Origin of the sequence: Janthinobacterium sp. FW305-128 (assembly GCF_020858135.1) — a bacterium.
In the GTDB taxonomy this organism is placed as follows: Bacteria; Pseudomonadota; Gammaproteobacteria; order Burkholderiales; family Burkholderiaceae_D; genus Janthinobacterium.
The window spans coordinates 455,568-478,590 of sequence record NZ_JACYMK010000002.1 but is presented as its reverse complement, the minus strand read 5'-3'; the positions used below and the strand labels follow the sequence as shown (position 1 = coordinate 478,590).

The window sequence follows — 23,023 nt, the reverse complement described above, 5'->3', positions numbered from 1 at the left end:
AGTCTTACTTGCAGCGCGGGCACAGGCCCTTGATCAGGTAATCGACTTCGCCGCCGCTGAAACCTTCCGGCAAGAGCACGGGCGGCGGCAGCTTGACTTCGTTGAAGCAGGTGACGTTCGCGCATTTGGTGCACTGAAAGTGCGCGTGCTCGTGCGCCTGGTGGCCGGCACCGGCGCTGAAGCGCCACACCTGGTCGGCGCCCGCGATGCGGTGCACCAGTTCATTTTCCGTCAGCCATTCCAGCACCCGGTACAGGGTGACGGAATCGATATCGCTGTCCTGCGACAGCGCTTGCTGGATTTCATGGTGGGTCAGCGAACGGCTTTGCGCCATTAAAAAGTCGAGCACCTTCACGCGCGTCTTGGTGACGCGGGCGTTGGTGTTGCGGATCAGCGATTCGGCGTGCGGTGTAGAAGATGATGTCAACATGATAAGCCTGCTTGCGGGGGATCGGCTGGCGGCGTCATCGCCGTGCCCGTTGCCACCCTATGGGCCGTATCTTAGCATGCGTGCCGCACCGGATGGAACGGCGTCATGGTTTGAACGTCCAATAGCGGCCGGCGGCCGTATCGACGGGCTCGAGAAAGCGCTGGTCGGCGCGCGCATGGTTGCGTATCAGATAAAACATGTCGGACAGGGCCGAGCGTTTTTCCGCAAAGTAGGAGTGCTTCATGAAGCTCGTGTCGACCCCGGTGGCGTCGATGGTTTCCACGCCCGCCACGATCAGCATGCCGGCGCCGCTGTCGCCTGCCCGCGCGTAGCCGTGCACGGCTTTCGAGGCGGCCAGCGCCAGGTCTTGCGAAGAGGCATATAAAGTGACGGGGTTGCGCGCGCCGGCCAGTTTGGGCGCGATATCCTGTTTGAAGATGGCGGCGTCGATGTCGGGCGCGGACAGGATGATTTCCGTGATCTTTTGCGCCAGCTGCGGTTGCGCGGCCAGCAAGTCGGCCACGGCGCGCGCCAGGCCCCGGCTGCCCATGCTGTGGCCTACCAGATAGACTTGCGCCGCCTCCGTGCTGGCGAGAAAGTCGCCCAGGAAGGCCGTGATGTGGGGCGTGCTCCATTCGATATTGTTTTCATCGATGGTGTAGCTGGCCACTTCACCGCGCGACGGCCAGCTGTAGAACACGGGCGCGCCGTCGAAACCGAGGTCGTAGGCCATTTGTCCCGTGCGCCGCGCCGCATCCTCGAAACTCACGTTGTAGCCGTGCACGAAGATAAAGGCGCTCTTGCCGGCCGACGCGCGGATCTGGGTTTTCAGTGCGGCAAAGAAGTTGTCGCGGTCCTGCACATCGGCCGACAGCACCACCACATGCTTGGCCGGGTCGTCGCGAAATTCCAGGCGCCACAGCGACGGCGATTCCAGCTGGCCCATGCGGTGGTCGCGCGGGATGCTGATGTCGCAGCTGCCATAGTTGAGCGGGCCATTGCCTCCCATGACGTTGCGTTCGCCGCTGAAGCGCTGGGCCGGCGGCTTGCCCACGTCGCGCTGGCGGTCCGTGGCGAAATACACTTTGACCACCGCGTAGTTCGACACGACGGCGCTTTTGTCGGCCGGGGCGGGCGCCGTTTGCGTCGCAGGCGCCGCAGGCGCTGCCGGCGGCAGGGCTACGGGCGGACGCAGCGCATCGAGCAAGCCTTGCGCGGCGAACAGGGTTTCCATGTCATCGGGTACTTTCGCCGCGGAGAGGGCGGCAGACAGGGCCAGTTGCAGCTGGGTATTGGCGGCTTCGGCCTCCAGCGCGGCGATGGCGGCCAGGATGGCGGCGGCGCTGTCGAACTTGGCGATGGCCAGCTTCAGGCGCTGATAGTGGCTGGCGACGGCTTCCGGGGCGTGGCCGGGCGCGCCATGTTCGATGGCCGCCACGACGGCGGAAGTAATCAAGTCCATGCGCTACCTGCCTCTCTGATCAGTATGAATTAAACATCAACTCATATTGCCATAAAAGCACGCGGAAAGCGACTTGTCCAGCACCGCGCGCACGCGGTGCGCGGCAGGTCAATGCTGCTTGTCGTCGCTGAACTGCTGCGCCAAGGATTGCAGAGGGGCCACCGTCAGGCCGCCGCGGCTCACATGCTCGGGGATGGCCACGCGCACGGGCTTGCTGTGCATGTTGGCGGACGACAGCACGTTCGTCGTGGTCTCGGGCGCCGCGTTCCACACGGGATCGACGATGCCTTCGAACACATGTTTCAATTGCTCGCCCCAGGTGTCGCGGATCATGCGGAAATACTGGTTCTTTTCATCGATGGTGACGAAGCGCGTGACGGCCAGGCTGCCCGTCTCGTAGACGAGCAGATCGAGCGGCAAGCCGACGGAAATGTTCGAGCGCAGGGTGGAATCCATGGAGATCAGCGCACACTTGGCCGCTTCGTCCAGGCGCGTATGCGGATTGATGACCCGGTCGATGATGGGCTTGCCGTATTTGGCTTCGCCGATCTGGAAATACGTGTTTTCATCGTGCGATTCGATGAAATTGCCGGCCGAATACACCTGGAACAGCCGGCAGCGCTCGGCGCCTATCTGGCCGCCCACAATGATGCTGACGTTGAAATCGATGCCGCAGTCGGCCAGGGCCTTCGCTTCGCGCAGGTGCACGGTGCGCACGGCTTCGCCCACGATGCGCGCCGCGTCGTACATGCTGGCCACGTTCCAGATGCTGCGTCCGTCCGCATCGACGTGTTCGGAGACGATCTGGCGGATCGCCTGCGAGATCGACAGGTTGCCGGCAGTCATCAGGACCAGCATGCGGTCGCCCGGGTTCTCGAACACGCTCATCTTGCGGAAGGTGCCCACCTGGTCCACGCCGGCGTTGGTGCGGGAGTCGGACAGGAAGACCAGGCCTTCGTTCAGGCGCATGCCTATGCAATAAGTCATCGTCGTAAATCAAATCCAAAGGGAGAGCATTCTACATCAGCCGGGGCTTGAGTCTCCGCCGCAAGCCCCGGCCAGCCTCATTCCTGCCCATTTACACGGGCACGATCTGTACATCCACGTGCAGCGTTTCCGTGCCGCCGCCCTGGCGCACGCCGCGCACGGGCGCGGCCGAATCGTAGTCGCGCCCGATGGCCAGGCGGCAATACGCATCCGTCATCAGCCGCGCGTGGGTCACGTCGATGCTGACCCAGCCTGCGAAATCCGTGTCTTCCGTCCAGGCGTCGACCCAGGCGTGGCTGGCCGCGTGGCCCGTCGTGCCTGGGTCGATGTAGCCGGACACATAACGGGCCGGGATACCCCAGGCGTGGCAGCAGGCGAGGAACAGATGGGCGTGGTCCTGGCACACGCCGCGCCCCAGTGCCAGGGCGTCGCCGGCCGTGGTGGTGACCATGGTGGCGCCACTTTCATAGGCCACCTTGCCGACGATGTGCTCGGCCAGGCGCAGCAAATCGCCCGTGCCGGCCGTCACGCGGCGGTCTGGCAGGCTGGCGGCCGCCAGCTCCACGATGGCAGGGTTGGCCTGCGTCAGCGGCGTCGGCATGGTAAACAACAGCGGCGAGAGGGTATCGACCAGGTTCAGCCGCCCCTTGTGCGGGTAGATGGTTTCCACCACGCCCTGGGCGACCAGGCTCAGCGACTGATGGCTGCCGTTAATGGTCAGCATGTGCGACAAATTGCCGTAGGCATCCGTATAGGCGTGGCACTGGCCCGGCGTCGTGATTTGCCAGGACAGGGCCCGCTGCTGGGGTTCGATACGCGGCGTCAGGTGCAGCTGCTGGATGGTGTAGGCCAGCGGCGCACTGTAGGCGTAGTGGGTAGCGTGGCGGATGGTGAGCTGCATCAGGCCGCCAAGGGAACGAGGAAGTCGCGGCTGACCCGGTTGCCCAGCTCATAGATGTTTTCCAGAAACTCCGTCAGGGTATGGTGCAAGCCCGCCTTCATGATGTCGTCGATATGGCCGAATTTCAGTTCCGCATGCAGCTTGCCGGCGAACCGCTCCGTATCGGCCGACACGTCGTTGCGGATATGTTTCAGATTTTCCACCACGTCATCCATGCAGGCAAGGAGCGACCTGGGCATGTCGCCGCGCAGCATCAGCAATTGCGCCACCCGTTCCGGGGTGATCACGTCGCGGTACACCTTGCGGTAGATTTCAAAGCCGGACACCGAGCGCAGCAGGGCCGCCCAGTAGTAAAAGTCGCGCTGGGTGATGTCCTTGGAGGTGTCGCGCGCGCCGTGGAACTTCACGTCGAGGATGCGCGCCGTGTTGTCGGCCCGCTCGAGAAAAGTGCCCAGGCGAATGAAGTGGATGGCTTCGTCCTTGAGCATGGTGCCCAGGGTCACGCCGCGCGACAGATGCGAGCGGTATTTGACCCATTCGAAGAAGGCGCTGGGGTCCGTTTCCAGCAGATTGCTTTTCAGGCGCTTCTGCATGTCGAGCCAGGTGGCGTTCTGGATTTCCCACACTTCCGTCGTCAACGTCCCCCGCACGGCGCGGGCGTTTTCGCGCGCATCCGTCAGGCAGGCCAGGATGGACGAGGGGTTGTTCGGGTCGCGCACCATGAAGTCGAGCACGTCGCGCGTATGGAAGCGGCCATATTGGTGGTCGTACGCGCTTTGCAGCTCGGAAATGCCCAAGGTGGCGCGCCAGCCTTGCTCCGCGTCCTGCTCGGACTGGGGCAGCATGGACGTTTGCATGTTGACGTCGAGCATGCGCGCCGTATTTTCCGCCCGCTCCGTGTAGCGGGCCATCCAGAACAAATGATCGGCAGTGCGGCTCAGCATGTTTTCTCTCCTGCAAAAGCTGCTTTTTCTTCTGATAATGTGGCTTCCAGTACCCAGGTATCCTTGGTGCCGCCTCCCTGCGAAGAATTGACCACCAGCGAGCCTTCGCCCAGCGCCACGCGGGTCAAGCCGCCCGGTACCATGGAAATCGTCTTGCCGGACAGCACGAACGGACGCAAATCGATGTGGCGCGGCGCGATGCCGGCCTCGACATACGTGGGGCAGGCGGACAGGGCCAAGGTCGGCTGGGCGATGTAGCCGTCCGGATTGGCCAGCAGGCGCTGGCGGAAATCCTCGATCTGCGCCAGGCTCGACGCCGGCCCCACCAGCATGCCGTAGCCGCCCGCGCCATGCACTTCCTTGACCACCAGTTTCGGCAAATTCGCCAGCACGTAGGACAGGTCGGCCGCCTTGCGACACTGGTACGTCGGCACGTTGTTGAGGATCGGTTCCTGCGACAGGTAGAACTTGATCATGTCGGGCACGAACGGGTAGATCGACTTGTCGTCGGCCACGCCCGTGCCGATGGCGTTCGCCAACGTCACACGCCCGGCGCGGTAGACGGACAGCAGGCCCGGCACGCCCAGCGAGGAATCGGAGCGGAAGGCCAGCGGGTCGAGGAAATCGTCGTCGACCCTGCGGTAGATGACGTCGACGCGCTTGGGCCCGCGCGTGGTGCGCATGTAGACGGAATTGTCGTTGACAAACAAATCCTTGCCTTCGACCAGTTCCACGCCCATCTGCTGGGCCAGGAAAGCGTGCTCGAAGTAGGCGGAGTTGTACATGCCGGGCGTCATGACGACGACCGTCGGGTCATCGACGCCCATGGGCGCGACGGAGCGCAGGTTGTCGAGCAGCATGTCCGGGTAATGGTCGACGGGCGCGATGCGGTTGCGCGCGAACAGTTCCGGGAACAGCCGCATCATCATCTTGCGGTCTTCCAGCATGTAGGATACGCCGGACGGCACCCGCAGATTGTCTTCCAGTACATAGAATTCGCCCTGGCCCGCGCGCACGATGTCGACGCCGGCGATGTGCGCATAGATGTCGGAAGCGACGGCAATGCCCTGCATTTCCGGGCGGTACTGGGCATTCTTGTAGATTTGCTCGGCGGGAATGATGCCCGCCTTGATGATGTTTTGCTCATGATAGATATCATGGATGAACATGTTCAAGGCTTGCACGCGCTGCACCAGGCCCGTCTGCATCTGCGCCCATTCGGCGGCGGGGATGATGCGGGGGATGGTATCGAACGGAATCAGGCGTTCCGTGCCGGCATCGTCGCCGTAGACGGCAAACGTGATGCCGACGCGGCGGAACGTCAGGTCGGCTTCGGCCCGCTTGCGGGCGATGGTCTCGGGCGATTGCTGTGCCAGCCAGTTGTTGAATTCACGATAGTGTTCACGTACCTTGCTGTCCGTCCCCACGTCATTTGCAGTCATTTCATTGAAAAAATTTGCCATGTTGTGATTTCCCTTGAGCCGTGTCTGACTATAGCTCAGCAGGAAGCGTGCCAATGGCGCACACCCGAAAGTATGTAAAAAATGACCACTTTTGTGGCGTAAAACCGTCATCCGCACCGCTTTGGTGCGCTACGGCAGCGATTTTGCCGGCAGATAGGGCGCAGGGCAGGTGAGGTCAGGCGCCTGGCGTGACGAAGGGCCGGCAATCGATCGGCAGGTCGATGGTAAACGTGGTGCCCGTTTCCGGCGCACTGTCGACCAGCGCGCTGCCGCCGTGGCTTTCCGCCACGTTTTGCACGAAGGGCAGGCCGATGCCCCAGCCGGGCGCGTTGCCTTCGTGCTCGCGGCGCAGGTATTCGAAGATGCGCTGCGTCTGGTCTTGCGCGATATTGCTGCCTGTGTTGTGCACGCTCAAGATCATGCGTTCGCGCAAACTGTCGATATGAATATGGATGGGACCGTCGTCGCCATACTTGACGGCATTGACGACGAGGTTTTCCAGGGCACGGCGCAGCGAATTTTCGCACCACCAGCCCGTCACGGAGGTGCCGCTGACCACGCATTTGCCCGGATGGCCGATATTGACGCTGTCGGCAACCTGCCGTGCCAGCGGCAGTACGTCGAGGCGCCGCAGGACGAGGGGCAGCTTTTGTCCCCGGTGGTAGCTGAGCGTATCGAGCAATTCCTGGATCATGTCGTCGAGGCGCTTGCCGTGCTCGATGATTTTCAGCGCCAGCGCCGCCACGTCCGGCTGTTGCGCGCGCCGCTGCAGCAGCTGTGCACTGTTGAGCATGACGGACAGGGGATTGCGCATGTCGTGCGACAGCCCGGCGGCGATGCGGCGCTGAAAACTTTCGTGCATGGCGGTAAATTCCAGGATGGCTTCGCGGATGCCCGTATCGATCGAGGCATTGATCACCTTCCAGTCCTTTCGCCGCAGCGGCACGCCCGCCTCCAGCGCGGCGGCGGCGAAGCAGTCGCGGAAAATCTGGTATTCCTGAATTACCTGTTCCGGGCCATAGCTGGTCATGCGCGCCCGTTCGTTGCCATGCACGGCAGGCGCGTTGGTGTTGCTGGTGGCGTCGTCGCGCGGGTAGCCTGGCGTGAGCGCTTCGGCCAGGTTGTCGAAGAAGGCGGGCAAGGTGTTGATGAGGATGGGCGTGAGCAAGGCATCGGCGCCGCGTACCTTGGCGCGCACCTCGTGCTCCCACTGCGTCAGCACGGCATCGCGCATGCTGAAGATGCGCCGCGTGCGGGCGGGCATGTCCAGCGCGTGCATTTTCTGGTCAGAGGCATAGGTCATCGCGGCTCCCCATCGACATCCCGGCATCCGCGCGATGCAAGGCGGGAGCTAAAGTATCCTCCAAATCGGCGCGCAGGTGGCGTTCAATTTGACGCGTGGGCGCCCGTCATGACGGCGCTCAAATGGCTGAGGGCCGCATCCCATTGCTCCAGCGAAAAGTTTTGCGGGTCGTCATGACCGTTCGCAAAGCCCGTATCGAGCACGGCGTGGAAGGCGGGAATCAGCCACGTGCCCTTGCGCACGCTGGCGGCGATATACAGCAGGGCCAGGCGGTCGTATTGGGCCGGCGTAAAGCCCGGATCGGGCGCCAGGCCATCGTTGCCCTTGCCGCCGCCGGGCACGGAGTTGCGCGGCTGCACCAGTTCCACGTGCAGGAACAGACCCGTCAGCGACGGCTTGTCCTTTTCCAGCTTGCTGGCATAGCCGGCCGTGCCAAAGTCGCGCACGGCCAGGGAATCGCCGAGGCGGTTCACGTAGACATGGCCCTTCGGACCGCCGCCCAGCGCCGGATTGCGCAAGCTGAAGTCGTTGAAATCCCAGTTGGCGTCGTTGATGTGATCGGGAATGGTTTCGTTGAGAAAATTCGGGTAGCTGGTGTCGTGGATGACGAAATAGCGGGCCATGGGCGCGGCCAGCCGGCCCACGGCGCGCGACAGCGGTGCATCGACGGCGCCGCCCGCGTCCGCTTCGCTGATCGATTGCTGCGCCAGCCAGGCGCGCAGGGCGACGGGGGCGATGCCCGTGCGCTGGCCGACGTGGGCGGCAAGAAAGGCCGGCAGCGGCGCACTGTCGCCCAGACGCGCATACAGTTTCACGGGGCGCAGCAGACAGGTGGCTTGCGCCCGCGCATCGCCCTTGAAGCCACTTTTCCAGGCGGCGTAAGGGCAGGCGGCCTGCTTTTGGGCAGCGGCGGGCAGGGACATGCAGAGCAAGAGCAGCAGGGCAGGGAGTCGTTTCATGCGGGCATTGTCGCCGAAGCACGGCTTGCGGCACAGGCGCACACGTGAAAAAAACTGCCAGAAGGCAGCTTTTCTTGTGAGGCAGGGACATGCCAAGTTAGAACGCCACGCTGCCCGATACGACGAAGGTGCGCGGCGCTGCGAGCACGAGGCTGCCCGCGTCGAACGAGGAGACGGCCGAGGCCCAGTAGCTGCGGTCGGCCACGTTGTCGATGCGGGCGCGCAAGGTCACGTCATGGCCCGCCACCTGCGTCAGGTAGCGCGCGCCGATGTCGACGCGGGTCCAGGACGGCAACTGTTTGCTGTTGGCCAGATCCGCATACTGCGTCGAGGTGTAGACGGTGCGGGCATTCAGGCTCAAGCCTGGCGCGCCGGGCAAGTCCCATTCGCCGCTCACGCTGAGCTGTGTTTTTGGCGCGCCGATGGCGTTCTTGCCATTGTTGGCCGGCTTGTCGGTCTTGCGCTGTTCCGTATCGAGCCAGGTCAGGCCGCCCAGCAGGCGCACCCCCGCCATCGGCGTGCCGAAGACGGACAGTTCCAGGCCCTGGTTGCGCTGTTCGCCCGACAAGGTGGCGCGCGAGCCGACCACGGCCGGCAAGGGCTTGGCGGTCGAGAACAGCGCGGCGCTCATGCCCAGCCTGCCGCCGTCATATTTGACGCCGATTTCCTTCTGCTTCGACTTGTAGGGCGAGAAGACTTCGCCATGGTTGCTGACCAGCTGGTTATCCTTGCCATCGAAGTAGGTGCCGCTGGCCACGGGCCCCTTGACCAGCGCCTCGATGTAGTTGGCGTAGACCGACACGTTCTTGCCGGCCTTGTAGACGATGCCGGCCACGGGCGTCGTGGCGCTCTTGTCATAGCTGGAATATTGCACAGCCGTGCCATAGGCATATGCCGCATCGCGGATCTGCTGGCGGCGCAGGCCCACGGTCAGCAGCAGCCGGTCGTCGAGGAAGGCCATGGTATCGGCCACGGCGTAGCTGTTGAGGATAGTCTTTTGCGTCAGGCGCGGGTCGCTCATCACGCCGCCCGAGTTCGCGGGCACGGTGGGCGGCATGGCCACGTCCAGCGGATGGTAGATATTCGTCGGCAAGCCCGCATAGTCGCTGATCGCATACGCATTTTTCGCCTCGTTCCAGTGCCCGGACCAGCTGGCCACCAGGGTGTGGCGGACGGCGCCGGTATGGAGCTTGCCGCGCACGCCCAGTTCGCCCGTGCGGATTTCCTGCTTGCGGGCATTGTCGAAGCGGTACACGCTGGCATCGCCATTGAGCGCGCTCAACGTCGGCTGGGCCAGGCTGTTCGCTTCCTTCGTCGAGCGGCTGCCGAACGCGGCCCAGGCCACGACATCCTTGGCGAGGTCGACCTCGGCGCGTGCCGTGCCGAACACGTCATGCTCCTTCGAATAGCTCCATGGCTGGGCAAAGTTCTTCGACGCATCGGGTGCGCCTGGCAAGGCCGTCAGGCTGCCCGTGTTGATGGAGGGCCGGGGCGCCGTCAAATCGAAATTCTGGTAGCCGGCGTCGGCCGACAGGCGGTAGCCGCGGCCCCGGTAGTCGAGGCCGACCGAGAACATGCCCACGTCGTGGTCTTCGCGCTGGATGCCGGTTTCGCCCTGGCGCTTGGCGGCATTCACGCGCACGCCGAATTCCTGCTGCTCGCCAAAGCGGCGCGCCACGTCGATGGCCGCGTAGGCGTGGCCGCCCGATTCCACGCCCACGGTCAATTCCGTCAGCGGCGTGTTGCCGGCGCGCTTGGGCATCAGGTTGATGGCGCCGCCGATGCCGCTGCCGCCCGGCGCCGCGCCGTTGAGGAAGGCGCTGGCGCCGCGGAACACTTCCACGCGCTCGAGTAATTCCGGCGAGACATATTGACGGGGCAGGACGCCGTACAGGCCGTTGTACGCCACGTCGTCCGAATCGAGGGCGAAGCCGCGGATCACATACACTTCCTGGAAGTTGCCGTAACCGCGAGACATGCGCACGGCGCCATCGCTTTGCAGCAAGTCGCCCACGCTGCGCGCTTGCTGGTCGGCAATGAATTGCTGCGTGTAACTGGTGCTGCCGAATGGCGAGTCCATCATGTCCACGGCACCGAGGATGCCCATGCGCCCGCCGCGCGCCACCTGGCCGCCCGCATACGCTTTCGACAGTCCTTGCGCCGACGCGTCGGCCGAGGCATTGACGACTACCGTGGGCATGGTTGGCGTGTCGCCGGCCGCTGCTGCGGTGCTGGTTTGCGCGTGGGCGGCGGCGCTGGCCAGCAGGAAGGCGGCCAGGGCGAACGGGGTAGGGACGAGGTGGAAGGTGCGCATGGAGTTATCTGGATATTAATGAGAATGATTATCATTATATTCCAGCGCGGTGCGGCGCGTGGGAAAGTGTGAGCAAGCGATGAAAAAGTCGTCATTTGTGCAACATCCGATACCCCAGGGTGCCGGAATCTGGCGAGAAAAGGCGCGCCAGGCGATACCTTGTGGATTTATTAATGCCTATGGTCAAGTTTCGCTAAAATAAGCCATCGCGCCCGGCGCCCACAGGAAACCGCATGCCATTGCACCGCCATCTACAGTCCGCTTCCATGCGCCTACGGGGCGGCTTGAGCTTCAAAGGCGCGGCCGTCGCGCTGATCCTGGCCATGCATGTGCTGGGCCTGTACTTCCTCCTGCTGCCGGCGCGGCAGCTCAAGCAATATACGGAAGTGGCTTTCATGACCTTGCTGCCGCCCCGGCCCGCGCCGCCGGCGCCGCCGATGGCCATGCCGCCACCCATGCCGATTCCCGTGCCGCGCGCGCGGGCTCAGGTTCCGTCCGTCGTGCCTGACATGCCGCCCGTGACCGCAGAAGCCATCACCATGCCCGCCGAGGAATTGTCCGCCGCGCCCCCGAACGCGCCAGCTGGCCCCGATTTGCGCACGCGCGCCAGGCTGGCTGCGGGCGCCGCCGACAAGGCTTTGCGCGGCGAACTCATGCAACAACAGCCTTGGCTGGCCGCGGCCGACCTCAAAGGCGACAGCGCGTTCCAGAAACAGGTCGCCTCCGCCTGGCGCGGCGGCCCCGTCATCCGCGTAGAGGAATACCTGACGGCCGATGGGCGTCCCGCCACGCGCGTCGTCAACCCCGGCGGTGCCACGTGCTTTGGCATGGATGCGAACCCGGGCGCGGGCGCCGATCCGTTCAAGACGGGCGGCAAGATCAAACGCGTGCCTTGCCCTGGTTGAGCCGGATTGAATGCTATGTAGGTCAGATTAGCGCAGCGTAATCTGACAGGTTGCGTGGCGGCGCTTGTCGGCTTACGCCCGTTGGGCTAAGCCGACCTACGATGGAATCGGGTGGCTCCACGTAGGAAAAGACCGCGCGGCATGCAGTTGTAGGTCAGATTAGCGCAGCGTAATCTGACAGGTTGCGTGGCGGCACCTTGTCGGCTTACGCCCGTTGGGCTAAGCCGACCTACGATGGAATCGGGTGGCTCCACGCAGGCAAAGACCGCTCAGCGTGCAGTTGTAGGTCTGATTAGCGCAGCGTAATCTGACAGGCTGCGTGGCAGCGCTTGTCGGCTTACGCCCGTTGGGCTAAGCCGACCTACGGCCGAATCGGACAGCCCGACGCAGGCAAAGACCGCGCGGCGTGCAGGGTTTTAGGGGGCGTATTAGGGTATGCCATCCCCGGCTGGGTCTCAAATATGCTAAGTTGCGTCTGCAAATCTTGTCGACACGACCCAGGACGCCCATGCCACCCGAACTCCTCATCCTCGCCCCCAGTCCCTCGGCTGCCGTCAACGCGCAGCTGGAACAGCAATATACCTGCCACCATGCCTGGCAAGTGCCGGCGGATGAACGCCACGCCTGGCTGGCCGAGCGGGCGCCGGCCATCCGCGCCGTCGTCACGACGGGCGCGCTGGGCTTGAACGCGGCCGACATGGGCTTGCTGCCCGCATTGGAAATCGTTGCCGTCAATGGCGTGGGCCTCGATGGCGTGGCGCTCGACGTGGCGCGCGAGCGCGGCATTGCCGTTACCACCACGCCGAACGTGCTGACGGACGACGTGGCCGACATGGCGCTGGCCTTGCTGCTGGCCAGCGCGCGGCATGTCGTGGCACTCGACCGTTTCGTGCGCGATGGGGGCTGGGAACGCCGTGAGGCCATCGCCCCCGCATCTACCTTGCGCGGCAAGACGGCCGGCATCTTTGGTTTCGGCCAGATCGGGCAAGCCATCGCGCTGCGCCTGGCCGCCTTCGGCATCCATGTGCGCTACTTCCAGCCGCGCGCCATTGCCGGCACCAGCGTGCCGCGCGCGGAGTCCTTGCTGGCCCTGGCGCAGGAAAGCGATTATTTGATCGTCTGCGCGCCTGGCACGCCGGCCACGCGCAAGATCGTCGACCGCACCGTGCTGGACGCGCTGGGGCCGCAAGGCACCCTGATCAATATCGCCCGTGGCGCCCTGATCGACGAAGACGCTCTGATCGCCGCCTTGCAGGATGGCCACCTGGGCGCGGCCGGGCTCGACGTGTTTGCGGACGAACCGCGCGTGCCAAACGCCTTGCGCGCCTTGCCCAACGTCGTGCTCACGCCGCACGTGGGCAGCCTGACCGTGGAAACACGCCATGCGATGGGTCAACTGGTCGTCGATAACCTGGCCGCGCATTTCGCCGGCTTGCCCTTGTTGACGCCAGTAAAGTTATAAATACCCACCCGGGACGTACCGTTTTAATCAAGCATGAATGAAAGAGTCGCTATGGAATTAAGTAAATCGCTGTTGCGCACGCGGGGCGGGCTGGACAGCGGCAAGGTGGGCATGATCGAGCTGTTCTTCGATCTCGTGTTCGTGTTTGCCGTGACGCAACTGTCGCACGGCTTGCTGGCGCACCTGAGCGCCATGGGCTGGCTGCAGACGGGCTTGCTGCTGATGGCCGTCTGGTGGGTGTGGATCTTCACCTCGTGGATCACCAACTGGCTCGACCCCGAGCGCATTCCCGTGCGCATCAGCCTGTTTGCGCTGATGCTGGGCGGGTTGATCATGTCGGCCTCGATACCGGAAGCGTTCGGCACGCGGGGCCTGGGCTTTGCGGGCGCCTACGTCGCCATGCAGGTGGGCCGGCCCCTGTTCGCCTGGTGGGCCGTGCGCCATGAAGCGCTGGCGCGCCGCCGCAATTTTCAGCGCATCGCCTTGTGGGCCGTGCTGTCCGGCATCTTCTGGATCGCCGGCGGCATCGCGTCGCCCGAGCAGCGCATCTTCTGGTGGGCCGCGGCCCTGCTGATCGACCTGGCCGGGCCCTGGATGCTGTTCGGCATGCCGGGCCTGGGCCGCTCGACGACGGCCGACTGGGACGTCGATGGCAGCCACATGGCCGAACGCTGCGGCCTGTTCGTCATCATCGCCCTGGGCGAATCCTTGCTGGTGACGGGCGCCACGTTCGCGGGCCTGGAATGGACGGCCGGCAACTGGCTGAGCTTCTTGTCTGCTCTGGTCGGCAGCATCGCCATGTGGTGGATTTATTTCGACACGGGCGCCGAAGCGGGCCACCACCGCATCGCCCACTCGAAGGACCCGGGCCGCATCGCCCGCAAGGCTTACACGTATATCCACGTGCTGATCGTGGGCGGCGTGATCGTCAGTGCCGTGGCCGATGAACTGGCCCTCGTGCATCCGGATGAAGCAAGCTTCGCCGGCATCAGCGCCTTGCTGGGCGGCCCGATCCTGTATCTGCTGGGCAATGCGCTGTTCAAATGGGTCAGCAGCGACCGCACCGCGCCGCCGCTGTCGCATCTGCTGGGCATTTTGATCATCCTGGCGCTGATCCCGATGGCCTACGGCCGCCTGTATTCGCCCTTGATCCTGGCCTGCATCACCAGCTGCGTGCTGGTACTGGTGGCCGTGTGGGAGCACATGGCGCTGCGCCGCCCGCCGCCGGAGATTGATCCTTGACGTCTGTTTGACCTCAACCGGCCGGCGCGATGTCGTCCGGATCGCTGCGCGCATCGAGTTGCAGCTGCAAGAACGCCAGGTCCAGCCAGGCGCCGAACTTGGTGCCCACCTGGCGCATCAAACCGACTTCCTCGAAGCCCAGCTGCTTGTGCAGGGCGATCGAGCCGGCATTGCCCGCCTCGATGCCCGCCACCATCACGTGCTTGCCCAGGCCGCGCGCCCGCATAATCAGTTCCCCCATCAAGGCCTTGCCGACCCCGGCGCCACGGCTGTCGGCGCGCACATACACGGAATGCTCGACCGTATGGCGGAAACCCTCGAACGGGCGCCAGTCGCCGAACGAGGCGTAGCCAGCCACCTTTTCCTCTGCATCGATGGCGACGAGCACGGGATAGCCGGCCCGCTCGCGATCGGCCAGCCAGGCGGCGCGGTTGGCCGCATCGACCGTCCGTTCATTCCAGATGGCCAGGGTGTTGCTGACGGCATCGTTGTAGATGGCCGTGATGGCCTCGATATCGCCCGCGTGGGCATCGCGTATGTGCATGTTGATCTCCTTGCTAGTCGTCTACTATAATGGACAAATAATAGAGTGCCGCCCACGCCTTGTCCAATAAAATCCGAATGGAACCCGATACATGTCCACTAAACCAGACGAATTGAACCAGCGCATCGGGGCCCGGGTGCGCCTCGAGCGGGAAAGCCTGGGCTGGTCGCTGACGGAGCTGGCGGCCCGCTCGGGCGTGTCGCGCGCGATGGTGCACAAGGTGGAGCGCGGCGATTGCAGCCCCACGGCCACCTTGCTGGCGCGCCTGTCGGGCGCCTTCGGCCTGAGCATGTCCGAACTGATCGCCCGCGCGGAAATGCGCGAGGGGCGCTTGCTGCGCAAGCTTGAGCAGCCCGTGTGGGTCGACCCGCAGAGCGGCTATGTGCGGCGCCACGTGTCGCCCGCGTCCGACATGCCGCTCGACCTCGTGCACATTACCTTGCCGCCGGGCGCCGTGGTGGCCATGCCGGCCGCCGCCTATGTGGCGCGGCGGCAGCTGATCTGGGCGCTTAGCGGCAGCCTCGTCTTCATCGAAGGCGAGACCCGCCACGTGCTGGACGAGGGCGACTGCCTGGAACTGGGGCCGCCGGCCGACTGCGTGTTTAGGAATGAAACGACTACGGCCTGCACCTACGCCGTGGCGGTATTGAAAGGCGCTTGACCTTAAGCCAGTGCCGCCGCGCGCAGCTGGGCGATGAAGGCGCGCGCGGCAGGCGCCTGTTCGTGGCGGCGGAAGGCCACGGCGATTTCCGAGCTGATCTGCGGGGCCGCCAGTTCGCGGAACACCACGCCGGGCAATTGCACGCTGGCCATCACGGAGTGGGGCACGATGGCGCAGCCCACGCCCAGCGACACTTCCGTCAGCACGGCCACCAGGCTGCCGGGGCGCGACACCACCTGCGCCGCAAAGCCGCCGCGCCGGCTCACCTCCAATGTCCCCAATTCCTGTTCCGGCACGATGAAGGCCTGCTGCGCCAGCGCGGCCGGTGCCGCCACCTCCAGCCGGGCGAGCGGGCTGTCCGCCTGCACGGCCAGCACGAAGCGGTCGCGCAGCAAGATTACGCTGTCGATTCCTTCCGGCAAGTGCAGGGGCGGGCGCACGAAGGCCAGGTCGACTCTGCCCTGGTCCAGCAAGCCGGGCAGGGCATCCATCGCGTATTCGCGCGCGCCGATGCGGATGCCGGGGTGGCTGGCGCGAAACTGCGCAAACTGTCCCTGCAGCACGCCGGCATAGGCGGCCGAAGCCACGTAGCCGATTTCCAGCCGTCCCAGTTCGCCCCGTCCCGCCCGGCGCGCCACGTCCTGCGCCTGCGCCAGCTGCTCCAGCGCGCGCGCCGCTTCCAGCACGAACAGTTCTCCGGCCGCCGTCAGGGACACGGCGCGCTTGCTGCGCTGGAACAGGCGCGTGCCCAGCAGCTGCTCCGTTTCCTGCACCTGCTTGGTCAGCGCGGGCGGCGAAATGCCGAGTTCCGCCGCCGCCCGCGCGAAGTGCAGGCTGTGCGCCACGGCCAGCACGCAGCGGAAATGCCGCAATTCCATGTCTTTGTCTGTATTCACCATAGGTAAATTATAAGGCGCTCGTCTTATAACAGGAAATAACAGCAGCCTGCTTAAAATACAGGCATGAAGAATACCAACTGGACCCTCTATACCTGCTCGGGCGTGTGCGCGCTGATCATGCTCGACACCAACGTCGTCGCCGTCTCGCTGCCGTCGATCGCCCGCTCGCTCAACGCCAGCTTCGTCGACGTGGAATGGGTGGTCAGCGCCTACATGCTGGCGTTTGCCTCGTTCCTGTTGCCGGCCGGCAGCATCGCCGACCGCCTGGGACGGCGCAAAGTGATGCTGTATGGCCTGGCCGTGTTCGCGCTGGCCTCGCTGCTGTGCGGCCTGGCGTGGACGCCGTTCGTGCTCAACGTGGCGCGCGCCGTCAAGGGACTCGGTGCCGCGCTGCTGCTGACGTCCGCGCTGGCCGTCATCGGCCACACGTTTCATGCGGAAAAGGAGAGGGCGCGCGCCTGGTCCGTGTGGGGCGCGGCCATGGGCGTGGCCATGACGGTGGCGCCGCTCTTGGGCGGCCTCGTCACGAGCGCCATCAACTGGCGCTGGATTTTCTACCTGAACCTGCCCGTCGTCGCCATATTGATGTGGCTGGTAGGCAGGCACGTGGACGAATCGAAGGACGCTTCCAACGCCAGTTTTGATCCATTGGGCGCACTGCTGTTTTCCGCCGGCCTGTTCTGCATCATATGGGGCTTGATCGACGCCAGCGTGGCGCTCTGGTCCAGCCATGCCACCATGCTGCGCTTTGCGGCGGGCGCCGCGCTGCTGGTAGTGTTCGTGCTGGTGGAACGGCGCCAGCGCGCGCCCATGGTCGATTTATCGCTGTTTGGCCGGCGCGTGTTCGTCGGCGCCGTGCTGGGCATGTTCGGCTATGCCATCGCCGCGCAAGTGATGATGACCTTCTTGCCGCTGTACCTGCAGAACGCCTTCGGCTTTTCCGCCGTGCTCGCCGGCTGCGCCATGCTGCCGTTCGCCGTCGCCATGGTGGTGTTGTCAAGGCTGGCGCCGCGCGCCATGCGGGTGCTGGACGACCGCGGCATATTGGTGACGGGCTTGCTGATCGTCGCCGTGGGCAACGTCGCCACGGCGCTGGCCGCCGCCAGCCTGCAGTACGGCTGGGTGGCAGCCGGCATGGTCGTCACGGGCGCGGGGGCGGGATTGCTGAACGGCACCACGCAGAAGGCCATCCTCGCCTGCATCCCCCGCGAACGCACGGGCATGGGCTCGGGCATCAGCACCACCACGCGCTTCGTCGGCATCGTGCTGGCCGTCGGCGCGCTGGGCGCCGTGCTGGCCATGCGCACGGCCGCCTCGTTCGAGAAACTGGCGTGGCTGCACGGCTTGAAAGCCTCGCCCGAGATGATCGGGCGCATCGTGGCCGGCAACGCGGCCGACGCCTTCGGCCAGCTGCCGCCCGCGCTGCAAGCCGTGGCGCAGGAAGCGGCCCGGCACGCCTTCATCGACGGCTTTGCCAGCGTGCTGTATCTGGCTGGCGGGCTGGCGGCCGTGGTGGCGGCGCTAGTGTTCGTGCTGGCCAGGCCGCTGGAAAAAGTGTAACTCTTCAGCAATATGCGCGTGCGCCGCCCGCACTTGTAATATGATGCCATCGAGAAATACATGGCAATCATATAACACGATCAATCAAGAGCGTCGAACAGAACCGTAGCGAGCGGCAGTGAGTTGTGGCTGAGAAGCGGAGCTGTGCGAATGCACAGTGAGCATCGGAAGCCGCAAATCGCGACGCGCAGTAGGTTATGTTCGGTGCGGAGAGTCGCATGCGCAGAAAACGCATTATCGTGACCAGCGTGCTGGTCGCCGTCATCGGCGTGGCCGCCCCCCTGAGCCTGGCCTTCTATTTGTCGTCCGTGCGCGCCGAGCAGGGCGAGCAGGAACGCCTGCGCCTGCTGGCCGGCTACGCGCTCGAGCGCGCCCACCGCTCCATCGCGTCGGCCGGGCTCGCCTTGCGCAGCGCCGATGCGCTGGACCTGGCGCCGTGCTCGGAGGCGCATATCCTGCAGTTGCGCCGCATCACCATCACCACGCGCAGCATCGACGATATCGGCTACGTGGAAAATGGCTTGCTCAAATGCACGTCCACGGGCATCGAAGAAGCGCGCATCGCCGTCACGCCTGCCGGTTTCACCCTGGCCAACGGCATGGGCATCGATTTCAACCTGCGGCCCGTCGTCAGCGGCGGCAAGCGCATGGTGGGGCTGTCCCACCGCGCCTACAAGGTGCTGATCGATCCCGTACGCTTTTCCGACGTCATCGTCGACAGCGATATCCAGATGGCCGTGACCATCGGCAAGCAGGGCGTGCTCGACACCCTCCATCATCCCGACCCGGCCGTGGTGCAGGCCCTGCTCGCCGGCCAGCCAGCGGCGGACGGCCACATCCACGCGACGCTGTACCGCGACGGCTTGACGGCCGTCATGATCGAGCCGCGCAGCAAGCTGAACGACAGGCTGCGCCGCGAACAGCTGCTGCTCCTGCCGCTGGGCCTGCTGATGGCGGCCTTCATCGTCGGCATCGTCATCTGGCTGTCGCGCCGCCGGCTATCCTTGCGCGGCGAACTGGAAACGGCGGTCGAGCGGCGCGAATTCTTTGTTCATTATCAACCGATCATCGCGCTCGACACGGGCGTGTGCGTGGGCGCCGAGGCGCTGATACGCTGGCGCCGTCCCGACGGCAGCATGATACGGCCCGACCTGTTCATCCCCGTGGCCGAGGAAAGCGACCTGATTCTGCCCATCACGGACCAGGTGATCGCCTGCGTCATCGCCGACATGCGCGCCGCGCTGCTGGCCGACCGCGAACTGCACATCGCCATCAACCTGTGCGCCAGCGACATCGAAACGGGCAGGGTGCTCGACGTGCTCGAACGGGCGCTGGCCGGCACGGGCATCGAGGCGCAGCAGATCTGGCTGGAAGCGACGGAACGGGGCTTCATCAACGTGGAAGCGGCCCGCGCCACCATCGAAAAAGCCAGGGCACGGGGCCACGCCGTGGCCATCGACGACTTCGGCACCGGTTATTCCAGCCTGTCGAGCCTGCAAAACCTGCCGCTCGACGCCCTCAAAATCGATAAATCCTTCGTCGACACCATCGGCACGGATGCGGCCACCAGCAGCGTCACGCCGCACATCATCGACATGGCGCGCACTTTGAACATGCTGATCGTGGCCGAAGGCATCGAAACGCAGCAGCAAGCCGATTATTTGCTGGAACGCAAGGTCGAATTCGGCCAGGGCTGGCTGTTTGCGAAAGCGTTGCCGGCCTTGGACTTCCTCGCCTTTTACGCAAGCCGCCGCTTGCCATCGCCCCCATGAAACAGCCACGCTTTCCCTATCCCTTGCAGCCGCTGCGCGTCCCGGGCGGCTGGCACATCACCGTCAACACCCTGTTCGAGGTGGAGCCGGGGCCCGACACCATGCAATGGTTCAGCAGCGCACTGCTGCTGTGGGGCAGCTGCCGCGACAGCGGTTACTGCTTCAATTCGCACTTCGAGCCGGAAGACGATCCGCAGGGTGAGTTCGTGCTGGAAATGGGCAAGGTGGCATACGACCGCCACGGCAAGATCGTCCAGGGCAGCGACGCCTTCCTCGGTGAATTTCGCACGCGCAGCAAGGCGCAATTCATCGCCCGGGTCGAGCAATTCATGCAGGACCCGGCAGCCTAGGTGTTACTGCTTGCGCGGCAACACCACGTCCTGCCCGCCTTGCGTGAGCACGGCACCGGCGATCTTGCCCGCGGCATCGCGCGTAAAGGCCAGGTCCGCCTCGATGGCGCGGAAGAAAAATTGATCTTTCGCGCTGGCAAACAAGGGGGCTGAGCCGACGCCCGTGCCTGCCGCTTCCAGTCCCTGCTTGCCCAAGGTCACCGTCAACGTGAAATCCTTGTCCAATGGATACTCGCCCACGTACTCGGCCAGCGCGGCGCGCGGCAATTCGATGGCGGCCGGCGGCTTTTTCAGCGGCGGCAAGGGCGTGCCGGGCAGCAGGGCGGACAAGCCCAGCGCGTCGATATCGCGCGCCGCGTTCGTCAACACCACCACGCCCCGCTTGCCATCCGTCGTGAACGCCGCATAGCTGGTGTAGCCGCCCGTCTGGCCGCTGTGCCAGGCGTAGCTTTGACCCTGCCGCTGCTCCAGCAGCCATGCCAGGCCGATTTTCGTCTCGCTGTCCGGTGCCAGCTGCCGCTGCGGCTTGAGCGCCAGCGCATACGGGCGCAGCGGCTTGAACATGTACGCTTGCAGGTAGGCAACCATGTCGCGCGCGCTCGAATATACGCCGCCGGCCGGCGCCACCACGTTCAAATCCCAGGCGGGTGTCGGCTCGCCCGACAGCAAATGGCCGGGCGCCAGGCGCGCCAGCATGCCATGCGTGGGCGTGTTCGACGTCGAGCGCATGCCCAGCGGTACCGCGATGCGCTTTTGCAGCAGCGCTTCATAGCTGGTACCGGCCTGTGCGGCCAGGGCCGTGCCCAGCACGGCATAGCCGATGTTCGAGTAGTCAAATTTGGTGCCCGGCGCGCGGGGCAGATGGTAGGCGGCGAGAAATTGCCGCTGCTTCGCTTCCGTGTAGTCCGCATACGGATTGGCGGGGTCCTTGGGCGCGAAATTATCGGGCAGGCGCGGCAGCGAGGAATAATGCGTGGCCAGGTCCAGCAGGCTGATCTGCTTGCCGTCGAAGGCCGGCATGCTGTACCCAGGCAATACTGCCGCCACCGGTTCGTCGAGTTTGACCTTGCCTTCGACGACGGCGTCGGCCAGCAGCAAGGCCGTCATGGTCTTGGTGACGGAACCGATCTGGTAGACGGTGTCGGCGCCCGGCTTGGTATTCTTGCCTGCATGCACGCTGCCAAAGCCGTAGACGGCGCTGGTCTTGCCGTCGATCACGGCGATGACGATGCTGGGGAGCATGCCCGTGCGCGTGAGTTCCTCGGCGCGCTGGCGCACGGCGTCGTCCAGGACGGGCGCGGCCAAGGCGGCGCTGCCGAGCAGGCAAAGGGGGAGAAGGGCGAAAGTGGGTGTCATGGGTAACCTTGTCCAGGGTGGGCCGAATGCACGCCGGCACCTGGATAAGATGGCTGGCATGCCTTGGGAAGCATACGGCGCCAACATGAAGGGCGTCTGAGTTTTATGCCACTTTTGCTGCTTTGCTAAGGTTTGCGCTTGCCCGGCATGGCCTGGCCGTTCTGGTGCAGGACGACGCCCGTGATGGCACCCTGGGCGTCGCGCTGGAACACCAGTTGCGCTTCGACCACCTTGTAAAAGAAGGTGTCCTTCGCGCTGGCATATACGGGCGCTTCGGGCTGGCCCGTGGCGCCCACCAGCAAGCCGTCGGGACCCTGGCGCACGCTGAGGACAAACGTGGGCGCCAGCGCATACTGGCCCGCATATTGCGCCAGTTCGGACGGGGCGATGGCGATTTCCTTCGGCGCCGGGGCATTCGGCGGCGGCAGGCTGCCGGGCACCAGCACGCCCACGCCCAGGGCGTCGACGTCGCGCGCCGTGCTGCTCAGCACCACCACGCCCCGCTTGCCGTCCAGGGTGTAGCCGGCAAAGCTGGCATAGCCGCCCGTCTGCCCGTTATGCCAGGCGAAAGGCTGGCCCTTGACCTGGTCGAGCATCCACGCCAGGCCGATCTTTTTCACGCCGTCGCCATCGCCTTCGCCCGCCAATACCCGGCGCGGCTGCACGGCCAGTTGCTGTGCTGGACTGGCCGCTCGCATGTACGATTGCATGTAGGCAATCATGTCGCGCGCGCTGGAGCGCACGGCGCCGGCCCCCGCGATGGCCTGAAAATCCCAGTTCGCTGCCGGCTTGCCATCGGCCAGGTGGCCGGGCGCCAGGTGCGCGCGCAGGGCGGGCGTCGTCACTGCCGAGCTGCTGGCCATGCCCAGCGGACGGAAAATGCGTGCTTGCAGCAGTTCTTCGTAAGACATATTGGCTTGCGTGGCCAAGGCCGTGCCCAGCAAGCCATACGCGAGATTCGAGTATTCATACGCGGCGCCCGGCGCGCGCGCCAGCGCATGGCCGGCCAAAAAGGTGCGCAGCTGCGCCTCGCCATAGCCGGCGTAGGGATTGGCCATGTCCGCCGGCACCAGGTTGGCGGGCAGGCGGGGCAAGCCGGAAAAGTGCGTGGCCAGCTGGCCCACGGTAATTTTCTGGCCCGCCAGCGCGGGGATGGCGTAGGCGGGCAGCAGTTCGGCCACCGGCTGCTCCAGTTGCGCCTTGCCTGCCACGACGGCGTCGGCCAGCAGCAAGCCCGTCATGGTTTTCGTCACGGAGCCGATTTCATACACGGTGTCGGCATCGGGCACGCCCTGGTCGCCGGGCCGCACGCGGCCGAAGCCGTACACGGCGCTGTCCTTGCCGTCGATCACGGCGATGACCAGGCTCGCATGCTTGCCGTCACGCACCAATGTTTCCGCCCGTTCCCGCATGGCCGCGTCGAGGGTGGGCGCGGCCAAGGCGGCACCGCCGGACAGGGACAGGAGGGGCAGCAGCAGGGTGCGTAAACGTGGAGGCATCGTCGATTCC

20 protein-coding genes are annotated in these 23,023 nt (G+C 65.0%); 7 read left to right on the top strand and 13 right to left on the bottom strand.

Features of this window, described 5'->3' with window-relative positions:
- Positions 1-4: 4 nt before the first annotated feature.
- The 9 genes from IGS60_RS07015 to IGS60_RS06975 all read right to left on the bottom strand — a co-directional run bounded on the left by IGS60_RS07015 (position 5) and on the right by IGS60_RS06975 (position 10,763).
- Positions 5-430, bottom strand: a complete 426-nt coding sequence (locus IGS60_RS07015) for a Fur family transcriptional regulator (RefSeq protein ID WP_070218730.1) — start codon at positions 428-430, stop codon at positions 5-7.
- A gap of 103 nt (positions 431-533) precedes the next feature.
- A complete protein-coding gene (locus IGS60_RS07010) occupies positions 534-1,892 on the bottom strand; it encodes an alpha/beta hydrolase (RefSeq protein WP_230503164.1) in 1,359 nt (452 codons plus the stop codon).
- A 108-nt stretch (positions 1,893-2,000) separates the two neighbouring features.
- Positions 2,001-2,879, bottom strand: a complete 879-nt coding sequence (locus tag IGS60_RS07005) for a peptidase (RefSeq protein ID WP_166448667.1) — start codon at positions 2,877-2,879, stop codon at positions 2,001-2,003.
- 91 nt (positions 2,880-2,970) lie between these two features.
- Positions 2,971-3,780: a transglutaminase family protein gene (locus tag IGS60_RS07000; protein ID WP_230503163.1), complete on the bottom strand. Its 810-nt coding sequence runs from the start codon at positions 3,778-3,780 to the stop codon at positions 2,971-2,973.
- A complete protein-coding gene (locus tag IGS60_RS06995) occupies positions 3,780-4,724 on the bottom strand; it encodes an alpha-E domain-containing protein (protein WP_230503162.1) in 945 nt (314 codons plus the stop codon). Before IGS60_RS06995 ends, IGS60_RS07000 begins: the two co-directional genes overlap by 1 nt.
- A complete protein-coding gene (locus IGS60_RS06990) occupies positions 4,718-6,187 on the bottom strand; it encodes a circularly permuted type 2 ATP-grasp protein (RefSeq protein ID WP_230503161.1) in 1,470 nt (489 codons plus the stop codon). Before IGS60_RS06990 ends, IGS60_RS06995 begins: the two co-directional genes overlap by 7 nt.
- 175 nt (positions 6,188-6,362) lie before the next feature.
- Complete coding sequence (locus IGS60_RS06985) at positions 6,363-7,490, bottom strand: sensor histidine kinase KdpD (protein ID WP_230503160.1); 1,128 nt, start codon at positions 7,488-7,490, stop codon at positions 6,363-6,365.
- A gap of 83 nt (positions 7,491-7,573) precedes the next feature.
- The gene (locus IGS60_RS06980; protein ID WP_230503159.1) at positions 7,574-8,449 is read right to left on the bottom strand and encodes a hypothetical protein; all 876 of its coding nucleotides are present in this window, start codon (positions 8,447-8,449) and stop codon (positions 7,574-7,576) included.
- A 97-nt stretch (positions 8,450-8,546) separates the two neighbouring features.
- Positions 8,547-10,763: a TonB-dependent siderophore receptor gene (locus IGS60_RS06975; RefSeq protein WP_230503158.1), complete on the bottom strand. Its 2,217-nt coding sequence runs from the start codon at positions 10,761-10,763 to the stop codon at positions 8,547-8,549.
- A gap of 233 nt (positions 10,764-10,996) precedes the next feature.
- On the opposite strand from IGS60_RS06975, the gene IGS60_RS06970 reads away from it, so the two are divergent.
- From IGS60_RS06970 to IGS60_RS06960, 3 genes are all read left to right on the top strand, one after another.
- Positions 10,997-11,668, top strand: a complete 672-nt coding sequence (locus IGS60_RS06970) for a hypothetical protein (protein WP_230503157.1) — start codon at positions 10,997-10,999, stop codon at positions 11,666-11,668.
- Between the two features lie 508 nt (positions 11,669-12,176).
- The gene (locus IGS60_RS06965; protein WP_230503156.1) at positions 12,177-13,130 is read left to right on the top strand and encodes a 2-hydroxyacid dehydrogenase; all 954 of its coding nucleotides are present in this window, start codon (positions 12,177-12,179) and stop codon (positions 13,128-13,130) included.
- A 51-nt stretch (positions 13,131-13,181) separates the two neighbouring features.
- Positions 13,182-14,372, top strand: coding sequence for a low temperature requirement protein A (locus IGS60_RS06960; RefSeq protein ID WP_070288342.1), 1,191 nt, complete (start codon positions 13,182-13,184; stop codon positions 14,370-14,372).
- 13 nt (positions 14,373-14,385) lie between these two features.
- Here IGS60_RS06960 and IGS60_RS06955 read toward each other — a convergent pair whose 3' ends face one another.
- Positions 14,386-14,916, bottom strand: a complete 531-nt coding sequence (locus IGS60_RS06955; RefSeq protein WP_230503155.1) for a GNAT family N-acetyltransferase — start codon at positions 14,914-14,916, stop codon at positions 14,386-14,388.
- A 91-nt stretch (positions 14,917-15,007) separates the two neighbouring features.
- Between IGS60_RS06955 and IGS60_RS06950 the strand changes: the two genes are divergently transcribed.
- Positions 15,008-15,577: an XRE family transcriptional regulator gene (locus IGS60_RS06950; protein WP_230503154.1), complete on the top strand. Its 570-nt coding sequence runs from the start codon at positions 15,008-15,010 to the stop codon at positions 15,575-15,577.
- A gap of 2 nt (positions 15,578-15,579) precedes the next feature.
- Here the strand turns inward: IGS60_RS06950 and IGS60_RS06945 are convergent, their stop codons facing one another.
- The gene (locus IGS60_RS06945; RefSeq protein WP_230503153.1) at positions 15,580-16,476 is read right to left on the bottom strand and encodes a LysR family transcriptional regulator; all 897 of its coding nucleotides are present in this window, start codon (positions 16,474-16,476) and stop codon (positions 15,580-15,582) included.
- Positions 16,477-16,539: 63 nt separating this feature from the next.
- On the opposite strand from IGS60_RS06945, the gene IGS60_RS06940 reads away from it, so the two are divergent.
- The 3 genes from IGS60_RS06940 (at position 16,540) to IGS60_RS06930 (ending at position 20,158) form a co-directional block, all read left to right on the top strand.
- Positions 16,540-18,036, top strand: a complete 1,497-nt coding sequence (locus IGS60_RS06940) for an MFS transporter (protein ID WP_230503152.1) — start codon at positions 16,540-16,542, stop codon at positions 18,034-18,036.
- Between the two features lie 218 nt (positions 18,037-18,254).
- A complete protein-coding gene (locus tag IGS60_RS06935; RefSeq protein WP_230503151.1) occupies positions 18,255-19,808 on the top strand; it encodes an EAL domain-containing protein in 1,554 nt (517 codons plus the stop codon).
- Complete coding sequence (locus IGS60_RS06930) at positions 19,805-20,158, top strand: hypothetical protein (protein ID WP_230503150.1); 354 nt, start codon at positions 19,805-19,807, stop codon at positions 20,156-20,158. The genes IGS60_RS06935 and IGS60_RS06930 overlap by 4 nt, the downstream gene beginning before the upstream one ends.
- 3 nt (positions 20,159-20,161) lie before the next feature.
- Here the strand turns inward: IGS60_RS06930 and IGS60_RS06925 are convergent, their stop codons facing one another.
- Positions 20,162-21,514 (bottom strand): serine hydrolase, encoded by a 1,353-nt coding sequence (locus IGS60_RS06925; RefSeq protein ID WP_230503149.1) that lies wholly within the window; start codon positions 21,512-21,514, stop codon positions 20,162-20,164.
- Positions 21,515-21,639: 125 nt separating this feature from the next.
- Positions 21,640-23,013 (bottom strand): serine hydrolase, encoded by a 1,374-nt coding sequence (locus tag IGS60_RS06920; RefSeq protein WP_230503148.1) that lies wholly within the window; start codon positions 23,011-23,013, stop codon positions 21,640-21,642.
- Positions 23,014-23,023 lie beyond the last annotated feature (10 nt).